The organism is Dapis purpurea BLCC-M126 (genome assembly GCF_050015975.1).
GTDB lineage: Bacteria > Cyanobacteriota > Cyanobacteriia > Cyanobacteriales > Microcoleaceae > Trichodesmium.
Map to the genome: position 1 here is coordinate 1 of NZ_JBNHER010000083.1, position 12,378 is coordinate 12,378.

Consider the following 12,378-nt stretch of genomic DNA (forward strand, 5'->3'; position numbering starts at 1 on the left):
TTTAAACCAGAATTATTTAATTATTAATTATTAATAATTAATAATTGGGTAAAATTGGAAGGTAATCAAATAGTTTTTTTAGGAAAACAAATAGTAATGAGTATTTACAACTCATGTGGAAACTCTATCTCTGTTTAGTAACAACAAGGTAAATTGCAAAAGTTTATTGATTTTTCATTTTAAGAACTTGCATAAACTTGTTTATAGTAAGCCTGATACTCTTCAGACAATAATGGTTCCCACCAATCTCGGTTATTCAAAAACCATTTAACAGTTTGACGTAACCCTTCTTCAACAGTTACAGACGGTTGCCAACCTAACTCAGTTTTAATCTTTGTCGCATCAATAGCATAACGTCGATCGTGCCCTGGTCTATCCTTGACAAAAGTAATTAATTTTTCACAAGGTTGAACAGGTAAATCATTCGCCAACTCATCCATAATTTGACACAACATTCGTACTAAATCAATATTTTTTACCTCATTATTTCCACCAACATTATAAGTTTCTCCTGGTTGACCTTGATGAATTACCGTATCTAATGCTCGACAATGATCTATTACATATAACCAATCCCGGATATTCTGCCCATCTCCATAAACTGGTAATTGTTTTCCTAATAACATATTGATACACATTAGAGGAATTAACTTCTCAGGAAAATGATAAGGTCCGTAGTTATTAGAACAATTAGTAATAATTGTAGGAATACCATAAGTATGATGGTATGCTCTAGCAAGATGGTCACTTCCTGCTTTAGAAGCAGAGTAAGGACTATTTGGAGCATAGGGTGTCGTTTCTGTAAAGGCAGGGTCTTCAGGACTTAAGCTACCATAAACTTCATCAGTTGATACATGGAGAAATATACACCTACGGTCTGAATTTTGGGCTAGAGTCTGATAATGACTTCTGAATGCTTCTAACAGAGTAAAAGTACCTACAACATTAGTTTGGACAAAGGTTGCTGGTCCTAATATAGACCTATCTACATGAGATTCTGCTGCAAAGTGGGCTACTATATCTATATCTTCTTCCTGGAGCAAGCTATCTACTAAAGAGCGATCGCAAATATCTCCTTGAACAAAACGAAAATTTGGCCTATTTTGTAAATCAGCTAAAGTTTCTTTGTTACCAGCGTATGTTAGTTTGTCTAACACAACTACTCGGTGATTAGGATAGGTCTCACACCAATAATGGACAAAGTTAGAACCAATAAACCCAGCACCCCCAGTTATCAATAATCGACTTTCCATAATTTTCATCTCCTGAAGCTACAGTTATCAAATATATAGCACTACGTTTCTTGGTTAGGATAATAAATTTAAATTTTCAGGGAATAGAGGAATTTCCTAAATATTTGCATTTGCGGGACCCTATATTAAACTAATTATCTAGATACTTCTAGACTTTTAGTTGTGTACGTTATTCATTTCTATATATTACTTGCTATGGCAGAATTTATTTAACTAAAGTCAAGGTACTAGTATTGCTATTTTTCCATATTTATTAGTCACCAAAATGTTTTAACGATTGTGTAATTATAATCTATCCTCTATCACTTATCAATTTAGCTATATATTGATGACAAAGTAATATCATTAATCTAGCCAATATTCTGTGTGAGGAAAATAATAGTGAGTCAGGAAGAAATATTAACACGAGCAAAACAAGGAGATCCTAAAGCCATAGCATTTCTGATCGAGGAAAAATTAAGCAATATAAAAATTAAAGTTAGGGCTAATATTCAGAAAAACAATCTGCACATTTTACTAGAAGCCTCTGAACTGCCAAATCAGCAAACTTCTATTGGAGTAGTTCATCAAACAATGAAAACTCTCAAAGGACCATCAATTGATTTTGTCAATATTTATGGGCGAAGATTAGGTCATACAATTCCTGAGTGGACAGAAGTAATTGAATTACATCAACCTGCAATATACCATCCGGCAGGAGTAGGGACAATTTGGTGGCAACCAGAAAATACAAATTATTCCCAAGATTCTTCTACAGTTACTTTACCTGACCTATCTAAAAAAGCAAGTTTACATAATTCAGAAATAATTCAGACACAGCCAGAAGAGGAAGTAGATTCTTCTGTTATTTATCTCAATCAACCTGCTAGAAAGAAAAGCAATTTGGCAACAACAGAAAAATCATTTTATCTCCACTCTATTGAGAGGCTATCTTTACATAAAAAGAATAAATTTGTTTGGCTATTAGCAAGTGCGATTAGTATAGTATTAGTTCCCATATCCACTTTAGTTATTAATTCTCAAACTGACAGGCTACCTGCTATTATTTCAAATCTTTCTCCACCACCAAAAACACCTCATCCCAATACCTCAGTAGCAGACGTTAGTCAGTCAGTTCCAACAACTATACCTACTACTAACAATATACAAAATACCCCAATCAAACCAACTAATTATCAACTTAATTTATCAGAAGTTTCTGAATTTCTTTTATCATCAATTAAATCTCCTATAAATCCTGATACTAGAATCACTATTAAAGCAGTAGGTGATATTATTCCAGGTACTAATTATCCGAAAAATAAATTACACCCAAAAAAACAAGACCTATTTGCATCAGTCAAACCTCTTCTGCAAGATGCTGATATTGTATTTGGTAATTTTGAAAGTACCTTAACAAGTTACCCAAAAAGTCGTAAAAGAATGGGTAGTGGTCGAGTATTTGCTTTTAGAACACCACCAGATTATAGATACTTATTGAAAGATGCTGGTTTTAATGTATTGAGTGTGGCTAATAATCATTCTTTTGATTTCTTCAAGAAAGGTTTTGAGGATACTATTACAAATATTCAAAGTTTAGGAATGCAGGCAGTTGGTAAAAAAGGAGAAATTGTTTATCGGAAAGTTAAAGGAATTAATATAGCGTTTATTGCTTTTAGTAATTATAGTTATCATAATTCTATGCTTGACCTAGATTCTGCAAAGAAACTTGTACAGGAAGCAGATGAAAAGGCAGATATTGTGGTTATTTCTGTTCATGCAGGTGCAGAGGGAACTAGAGCATTAAGAATCAAGAATAAAACAGAATACTTTTTTGGTGAAAATCGGGGAAATAAAGTTTTATTTGCTCGTACATTAATAGATGAAGGTGCAGATTTAATTTTAGGTCACGGTCCTCATGTACCTAGAGCAATGGAAGTTTATCAAGGAAAATTAATTGCTTATTCTTTGGGAAATTTTATGGGTTATCGTACATTATCTAGTAAAGGGAAGTTAGGATATTCTTTGGTTTTAGAGTTAGATGTTAATCCTAGAGGAGATTTTGTTTCGGGGAAAATTTTACCTGTTCATTTGAATAGTAAGGGTATTCCTTATCCTGATAAACTTGGTCGAAGTATTAAGTTAATTAGGGAGTTAACAAATAAAGATTTTCCTAAGACAATGTTAGAAATTAATAGTAAGGGTGAGATAACAAGGAAGAAAAAATAAGGAAGAAGCAATAATAATTTAGTCAAGTATAATTAAATATTGCTATGTAATTATGACTGAAACGCAGTGCAAATAAGAAAATTAATATGGTTAAGATAAGACCAAAATTTATCGAAGTGATACCATTTATCAAAAACTTTTCTATATTTATTGAGTCTAGGAATAGGTGGGTAAGTTGTATGCAGCAGACTTATGGGAGAAGTAAACACAATAATAATTAATTTTTAAATGGTTTTAAATTAGCAAAAAGGTGTTTTGTCTGTATTAATTCCTTAATAACTGAAGTATTACTTAAGTATAGAATTAATACATATAAATTGGTATGAGAAAGTTCACTCCTAAATCAGTGTCAAATTTTCATTTCTGATTTATCTCTATTACTCTATCGACAATCAAAGTTTTTGCCTAAAATTTTCTGATTTCTAGGCAAAATTTGCTAAACAGTAGAAAGATTTGCTTCCGACGTTATTATCAAATTTATATGAAATATAAAAAATGCTACAAACAATTTTACTGGTTAAAAGACTTTATACCATTTCTCAAAAATGTTGCTATATTTGATTATGTGGGTGAGGAACGTTACATCCAATGTCCCTACAGAAATGTGGGAGGTTAGGGGAAGGGACGTTGCATGCAACGTCCGTACACATAATAATAATTAACATTAACTGGTTAATAATTAAGGATAATGGTTATTTCACCGGTGTTAATTACTTAATAATTGAAGTATCAGCCAAGTATAGCGTTAATCCATGGGAATTGGTATTACTTGGAAATGCCTATAGCAATCCTCTAATAAATTGTAATACAGCACTTCCCATTGCTCGTGAGGTAAAGTAACTAGACTTTTGATGAGGTCAATGTTTTGGGCTTGTTCCCCTACTCCCCTACTTCTTCAAACTTTCAATAAATCTACCTCATAGCTTCGGAAACTGCTGTATTTTTGTGGCAGAGAGGATTGCGTAATTAAGAACATGAGAAACGGAAATCGCCCGCACAGGAGTCATAATTTTCAAGGTTAATGGCTTAAATTAACTATTATTAAAACTGTCACGAACAATGCGGAGATTACTATATTTGACTAAAAACAGAGTTTGACTCTAATAAATGATATATAAGGTATTTTTCTTGACTTTTGACTTCTTGAAACAGCCTAAGTATTTATAGCAAAAATTTTAGTATTTAATATTATATAGTCATTTTAAATAAGAATGAAACACTTACAAGGCAAAAAAAACTCGTATCAATCTAAACTGAAATAACTATATTTATGATTTATCTATAGAGCAATAGAGACAATCAAAAATTTTGCCTGGTATGTTCTGAGTTCTGATACCAAATCCGCTTATTAAAAGTACCTTTTTGAAAATACTCTATAACTATCTCCCCATTTCCCTATCTCTCCACCTTCTCAAAAAAATACTCTATAAATCCGATTCAGTATGACTTGTATACGTCGCCAATCCAATGGCTACCCTACCTGAATTTATGATACCAATTCCCAAAAATAATGCTATACTTCCTTAAAACTTCAGTTATTAAGTAATTAGAAAAATTTAGTAATGTTTTTAACAATTCACTTGCAAATAGCAAAGATATATTATACCTAGTTTCTCTACTCCCTATTCTCAATAAGATTTACCAGACTTTTGAGATGTGGTACGACTCCTATAAAAATTAAAAAATTAATGATTAATCAAACAAATATAGATCGAAAAGTTTTAAATAATGGCATAGTTGTAATTACAACAGAAAATACGGTGGCTGATATTGTATCAGCAAAAATATTCTTGCGAATAGGTAGTCGTTATGAAACCAGAAATCAATCAGGAATCTCACACTTATTAGCAGCAGTTTTGACAAAAGGAACAGAAAAACTATCCTCTTTAGAGATTGCTAATAAAATTGAATCAGTAGGAGCAAGACTAGGAAGTGATACAACAGCAGATTATTTTTTGCTTAGTATGAAAACAGTATCAGAAGACTTTGATGATATCTTTCAATTATCAGGAGAAATAATCAGATATCCCTCCTTCCCAGAAACAGAAATTGAATTAGAAAAACGGATGACTATTCAAAGTATTCGTTCTCAACTAGAACAACCTTTTACCGTAGCATTCTCTCAATTACGAGAGATGATGTATCAAAATCATCCTTATGCTTTATCAACTTTAGGTACAGAAAATACAGTATCCCAAATTACTCGCCACGACATTCAAAAATTTCATCAAACTTACTTCCGTCCAGATAATATAGTGATATCTATAGTAGGCAAAATTAGTAATACAAAAGCCATCGGTTTAGTTGAAAAAACTTATGGAGATTGGCAAGCACCAATAACACCTCTACCAAATTTAAATTTACCAACAATAACTCCTCAACCTTTCACAGAAAAAAAATACCAAGAAACTCAACAATCTATTATTATGCTTGGGTATTTGGCAGCAAATGTTAATAGTTATGACTACGCTCCTCTGAAATTACTTAATACTTATTTGGGAAATGGTTTATCAAGTCGTTTATTTGTAGAACTAAGAGAAAAAAGAGGTTTAGCTTACGATGTTTCTGCATTTTATCCTACCCGTCTCTATACCTCTAATTTTACAGTTTATATAGGTACAGCAGCAGAAAATACAGCAACCGCCCAAGCTGGATTAAAAGTAGAAGTAGAACGCTTAGTTACTGATTTACTTAGTGAAGAAGAGTTAGAAGTATCCAAAAACAAATTATTAGGTCAGTATGCTTTAGGTAAACAAACAAACTCACAAATCGCTCAAATTTTAGGATGGTATGAAATCTTAAATTTGGGCATATATTTTGACAGTAAGTTTCAGGAAAATCTGGAAATGGTGACGAGTGCTGAAGCACAAAAAGTTGCCAATAAGTATTTTATAGAACCTTATATTTCAATTGTCGGACCCGAAAAAAGTAGTGAGTAAAAGAGGTGATTTGGGAATACAAAAAAGCAATTCTAAGAAAAATACCTTTTTATTTGCTTTAGTCCTCTGCTATTTCAAGGTTTAAGCCCATTTAAACTACTAATTTGCTATAACCAGTTTATAAGAGCCAACTTTATTAATACCTAAATGTAATGTTAAGAAACTTAATTGGGATAGTAGTCAAACTTGGCAAAAATTCAAGCTGCATATTTGGCTTAAGCTGTTTCAGTTTATTTATAATTAATTTAAGTAGTGCCGCGATGATGTGGGGACAAATACCTCTAGAAACTAACTCTATACCTATTACTATTAATCGACCAACACTTAAAACAGGTAGCCAGGGAGAAGAAGTATTACAACTACAAGGAGTTTTAAAGTTACTCGGATATTACTTTGGGCAAGTAGATGGAGTATATTCTGATACTACTGCAGCAGCAGTTGTTAAATTTCAAGAATCTGTAGGATTAATTCCAAATGGAATAGTTGACCAAAATACCTGGAACCTTTTATTACCAGCAGCTAAGACTTCTAATTATACGAATAAAACTACAACACTACAAGATAGAGACTCAAATTGTAATTGTTCTCAAAATCCAACTTCAACTACCACAATTAACAGGTCTACTCCAAAAATTGAATCAGATCCAGAAGCCTCGAATATTGATTTGCCAATTCTCAAAATTGGTATGAGAGGTAATGCAGTTAGAGGATTACAACAACAGCTAAAAGTCAAAGGATTTTTTCAGGGAAAAGTAGATGGATTATTTGGCCCTAAGACTCAAACTGCTGTTAAGGCTGCTCAAAGAAAATATCAACAAGAGCAAAATGGGATTGTAGATACTTCTCTATGGATGACTTTACTACGTTAATCAAAAAACTGGTTAAATGTGGTAAAGTTACAGATGTAATTGTGCAACTTAAAATAAGAAACTCCGTGTGCCCAAATCAGAACGTAAAATTCTACTAGATTTTGAAAAGCCTCTGGCGGAATTAGAAAACCGTATAAATCAGATTCGTGAACTAGCTAAAGATTGTAGTAGTGTAGATGTTTCCGAGCAAATTCATCAGCTAGAAGCAAAAGCAACTCAACTACGTCAAGAAATTTTTAGTGGTCTTTCCCCTGTACAAAAACTACAGTTAGCCCGCCATCCAAGGCGACCAAGCACTCTGGATTATATTCAAGCTATTGGTGATGAGTGGATAGAGCTGCATGGTGATCGTGGTGGTAGTGATGATCCAGCAATAGTAGGAGGTTTGGCCAGAATAAATGGCAGACCTGTAGTAATTATTGGTCATCAAAAAGGACGAGATACAAAAGATAATGTAGCTCGTAATTTTGGTATGGCCTCAGCAGGAGGATATCGCAAATCAATCAGATTCATGGAACATGGCAATCGCTTTGGAATGCCTATATTGACATTTATCGATACTCCAGGTGCATGGCCAGGTATAGAAGCTGAAAAATTAGGACAAGGAGAGGCGATCGCCTATAATCTACGAGAAATGTTCCATCTGGACGTACCAATAATTTGTACAGTAATTGGAGAAGGTGGTTCAGGTGGAGCGTTAGGTGTGGGAATAGGCGATCGGTTACTAATGCTAGAACATTCTATATATACAGTTGCTAGTCCTGAAGCTTGTGCAGCTATTCTCTGGAAAGATGCCAGCAAAGCTTCTCAAGCAGCGGAGGCTTTGAAGATAACTTCGTGGGATTTAAAAAAGATAGGAATTATTGATGATGTAGTTCCAGAACCAAATGGTGGCGCTCATTCTAACCCGTTACAGGCAGCAGAAAATCTCAAAAAGGCCATAGTGAAAAGTCTAGATGAATTAAGCCAGTTAAGCAGTCAAGAACGCCGAAAACAGCGTTATCAAAAATTCCGCTCTATAGGGGTATTTGTGGAAACCTAAAAATGAAAACTCTGAAAATTCCTAGAAGTTTCAACTGCAGGTTGAATAAGCACATGCGAGTTGTAAGCAAGTGCAAAGATCCTAATAATAAAGCAATTATTAAGGTGATAAACTGTAGATTGTAGTTTGTTAGTGAAAATACTGAATAACTGTCAGAAAGTATTTGTTAAGAGTATGACAGTTCAATAGAATAGAGAGTTTTTCCCAGACCAAAAGGGCTGAATAAAGTGAAATATAAATATAGACTTACAGCTAGGTATTTTATATAACCAAGCAATTTAGGATTTTGTTTGTTTATAGGTTTGAAGCAGATAGATTTTATCCTATTTCTCAGTTATGTTCTCAATATCGACATAGACATAAAATGTCGTTAAACTTGAAAACTTAATAAATCTCCTTATCATTGCTTGTAACTAGACAGATACTTTAAACGCCTCCGTCAAAAAACAAAATCTATATATATGTTTGTTGAGCTGGAGTTCCTACAACATCTGAAGCTTGTAGAGATATTATAAATGAAAAATTATTTAAAGGGTAATGCTCAATAAACCAGGGAAAGATTTGCTAAAGGTCAAAATAATTGGCATAAGTTGAGATAATACCAGAACAGTAGTGAGAATGTCAACTCAACTCGATAAATGTTTTGAAATTAATTAAACCAATTTAAATTCGTTATTTAGGACAGACTTTCTGGCATAATTATTACAGTAGTATGTATGGTTTCGTTAATGACCAAGTATTTTCACAAGAGGGATGTCTAAAGTGTCCAGTTAATTTGGCTTCATAGCTCCTTATAAAATAATGACAAGAAAGCAAAGAACTACTGAATTAGTCTTACAGCTAGTTCTTCCTAGTTTTGTCAATACCCCTCTCTAGGATTAAGAAACTTATTGGGATCAATCTTAACTATTTGAACATGATAAAATCCTAAATATAGTTGAGGAGTGAATTCTCAATGCTTTTCTGATACCAATTCAGACAGTAATTTACCTATTTTCTGATAACTAATGACTTGTGAAAATGGATTCTTGGTCGGTGTCAAACTTACAGCAGAGAAATTGAAAAACTCTCATAGTTATAGTTCATTGCTCATTAATAAGGGGCTTGCAGTTTATTAAAATACCAATCCAATTTTTGATTCTTTTGAATATAGATTTTAGGGCTGGTATTTTATTTCTGCACTCGTCCCTAACTAAAATTTATTAGCACCAATGAACAAAGAATTATGACCTAAGCTAAATGGCCTAGCACAAGTTAGGTCAAGATATAACGTGCTTTTTTGAAATCTGATCCGAATCTATTATGACTCAAACTTTTTCCAACGGTTCCAATTCTAGCAACACACTTAGCATCAATGGTATTAAAACTTCTGATGCAGATGTAACAGGTAAAATTTCCTATAGACCTGACCATAGCTCCTCATCCAATGGTCAATCAATTAGGCAACAACCTCCTGCTGAAGAGAGTAATGAGGCAATGATGGAGGCAGTGCGGACAATGCTACTATCAGTAGGAGAAGATCCTGAGCGAGAAGGATTACTCAAAACTCCCAAGCGGGTTGCAGAAGCAATGCAGTTTCTCACTAGTGGCTACAGTCAATCCCTTGAAGAAATTGTGAATAATGCTATCTTTGATGAAGGTCATAATGAGATGGTTCTAGTTAGAGATATCAATCTTTTTAGTCTTTGTGAACATCATATGCTGCCCTTCATGGGAAAAGCTCATGTAGCCTATATTCCTAATCAAAAAGTAGTAGGTCTTAGTAAGCTAGCTAGGATTGTCGAAATGTACTCTCGTAGATTGCAAGTCCAGGAGCGACTAAATCGTCAAATTGCTGAAGCAATTCAACAAGTTTTAGAACCAAAGGGTGTAGCAGTTGTAATTGAGGCTACTCATATGTGTATGGTAATGCGGGGGGTTCAAAAACCTGGTTCTTGGACTGTTACCAGTGCAATGCTTGGTGTTTTTGAAGAAGATCAGAAAACAAGAGAGGAATACTTAAGCTTAATTCGCCATCAACCTACATTCTTTTCATAAGTAGTAACTGAATTTAGTGGGAATAAGGAATTGAATAAGGAGTCAGAAGAAGGAAGACAGAAGCTAGAATTAATTAGCAGTCTGTATTAATTGAAAACCACCAAATCATCAAATTTGGTGGATTTCTTAAACCCATTGATACTCGTTTACTAGAAGCAAGCTATATCTGCCAGTCTGAAAGAATTCGCCAAATAAATTCTGACTCCTGAATTCTTTCTTGGTAACTTTTCTTATTTTCCCTTCTCTTCTACAATTATTTATAGGAAACCAGGGTTAACAAGCTGAGATTCAAAGTAAATAACTTAGACAAAAAAAAATATACACATCAAGAGATTTCTGATATGGCTAAACCAATCAAATTTGGAACAGATGGCTGGCGCGGTGTCATAGCTGATGATTTTACTTTTGAAAGGGTTGCTTTAGTAGCCCCCATTGCAGCACAAATCTTAGAGAAAAATTATGCTGATTCTACTAATAATAGTAAAACAGTAATTGTCGGCCATGACCGCAGGTTTATGGCTGAAGAATTTGCTCAAGTTGCTGCCGAAGCTGTTCAAAATGCAGGATTTGATGTTTTGTTAACTGATACTTATGCTCCTACTCCTGCTTTTAGTTTAGCAGCATTTCAAAAACAAGCTCTTGGGGCAATTGTGATGACCGCTAGTCATAATCCAGGGAAATATTTAGGGTTAAAAGTAAAGGGTGCTTTTGGTGGATCGGTGCCTCCAGAAATAACTAAGCAAATAGAAGATTTATTAACAGTTGAAGTGGAAAAAGATGGGGTTCAAGGAGGGAAAAGAGAAAGTTTGAATCCTTGGCCGAGTTATTGCGAAACTCTACAAAAAATGGTAGAGATTGACAAAATTAAGTCGGCAATTAATGAAGGAAAATTAAAAGTTTTTGCCGATGTAATGCACGGTGCTGCTGCTGGAGGTTTACAACAAATATTGGGAGTAGAAATTGAAGAAGTTAATGGCGATCGTGACCCTTTATTTGATGGTGGAGCACCTGAACCTTTGCCTCGTTATTTAAGTAAACTTTTTAAAGAAATTAAAAGTTACCGAGTAGCAAATAAAGAAGGTTTAGCAATTGGATTAGTGTTTGATGGAGATAGCGATCGCATTGCTGCTGTGGATGGTGAGGGTAATTTTCTCAGTTCTCAAATTTTAATTCCAATTCTGATCGAACATTTGACAACCAGACATGGGTTTAGTGGGGAAGTGGTGAAGACTATTAGTGGTTCCGATCTATTCCCGAAAGTTGCAGAGTTATACAAGATGCCAATATTTGAAACTCCTATTGGTTATAAATATATTGCTGATCGGATGTTGTCAGCTCAGGTGCTTGTGGGTGGTGAAGAGTCTGGGGGTATTGGTTATGGTACTCATATTCCAGAAAGGGATGCTTTGTTATCGGCGCTCTATTTGTTGGAAGCAGTGGTAATGTCTGGTGAAGATTTGAGTGTTATTTATGCCCAATTGCAAGAAAAAACCGGTTTTAGTTCCGTTTATGATCGGATAGATTTGCCTTTACCTAACATGGAAGTGCGAGGGCGGCTGTTGGAGGAGTTAACAAATAATCCTGTGACGGAGGTTGCCGGACAAAAAGTAGTTGATTGTTTGACCATAGATGGGTATAAGTTTCGGTTAGCTGATGGTCGTTGGTTATTAATTCGGTTTAGTGGTACGGAACCTGTTTTACGACTTTATTGTGAAGCTGCGGATATTCAGAAAGTGAAGCAAACTTTGGAATGGGCGAAAAATTGGGCTAATAGTATTTAGGAGTCAGGAGTCAGGAGGGGTAGAAAGGGTTTGTTCATTTTTGTCTATAGCAATCTTAAATAGGTTGTAATATTTTATCGTAGGGGTTTGGTTTCCAAATCCTATTTTCGTTTAGGTTTGGAGAGCAAACCCCTACATTTTTTTTCACAAATCGTTTCATACTGCTATAGCTAATTAAGCCGACAGGATATTATTATAAATTTGAAGAATAGATAGGGTGGGTAAAGATTTGCTCACCCTATTACTAAA

General features: G+C 34.2%; 8 protein-coding genes. 7 read left to right on the forward strand and 1 reads right to left on the reverse strand.

Annotated elements, in window-relative coordinates; all coding sequences use genetic code 11:
* Positions 1-179: 179 nt before the first annotated feature.
* Positions 180-1,253: a dTDP-glucose 4,6-dehydratase gene (gene rfbB / locus ACP6PL_RS07730; protein ID WP_426544225.1), complete on the reverse strand. Its 1,074-nt coding sequence runs from the start codon at positions 1,251-1,253 to the stop codon at positions 180-182.
* A gap of 381 nt (positions 1,254-1,634) precedes the next feature.
* Here rfbB and ACP6PL_RS07735 point away from each other — a divergent pair, with 381 nt between their 5' ends.
* The 7 genes from ACP6PL_RS07735 to ACP6PL_RS07765 all read left to right on the forward strand — a co-directional run bounded on the left by ACP6PL_RS07735 (position 1,635) and on the right by ACP6PL_RS07765 (position 12,129).
* Positions 1,635-3,461 (forward strand): CapA family protein, encoded by a 1,827-nt coding sequence (locus ACP6PL_RS07735; RefSeq protein ID WP_426544227.1) that lies wholly within the window; start codon positions 1,635-1,637, stop codon positions 3,459-3,461.
* A gap of 481 nt (positions 3,462-3,942) precedes the next feature.
* Complete coding sequence (locus ACP6PL_RS07740; RefSeq protein ID WP_426544229.1) at positions 3,943-4,077, forward strand: hypothetical protein; 135 nt, start codon at positions 3,943-3,945, stop codon at positions 4,075-4,077.
* 1,072 nt (positions 4,078-5,149) lie between these two features.
* Positions 5,150-6,400 (forward strand): M16 family metallopeptidase, encoded by a 1,251-nt coding sequence (locus ACP6PL_RS07745; protein ID WP_426544231.1) that lies wholly within the window; start codon positions 5,150-5,152, stop codon positions 6,398-6,400.
* Positions 6,401-6,552: 152 nt separating this feature from the next.
* Entirely contained in the window at positions 6,553-7,269 is a 717-nt protein-coding gene (locus ACP6PL_RS07750; protein WP_426544233.1) for a peptidoglycan-binding domain-containing protein, read from the forward strand.
* Positions 7,270-7,336: 67 nt separating this feature from the next.
* Positions 7,337-8,311, forward strand: a complete 975-nt coding sequence (gene accA, locus ACP6PL_RS07755) for an acetyl-CoA carboxylase carboxyl transferase subunit alpha (RefSeq protein ID WP_426544235.1) — start codon at positions 7,337-7,339, stop codon at positions 8,309-8,311.
* A gap of 1,302 nt (positions 8,312-9,613) precedes the next feature.
* Positions 9,614-10,348, forward strand: a complete 735-nt coding sequence (folE, locus tag ACP6PL_RS07760) for a GTP cyclohydrolase I FolE (protein WP_426544237.1) — start codon at positions 9,614-9,616, stop codon at positions 10,346-10,348.
* Between the two features lie 341 nt (positions 10,349-10,689).
* Complete coding sequence (locus ACP6PL_RS07765) at positions 10,690-12,129, forward strand: phosphoglucomutase/phosphomannomutase family protein (protein WP_426544239.1); 1,440 nt, start codon at positions 10,690-10,692, stop codon at positions 12,127-12,129.
* Positions 12,130-12,378: the final 249 nt, after the last annotated feature.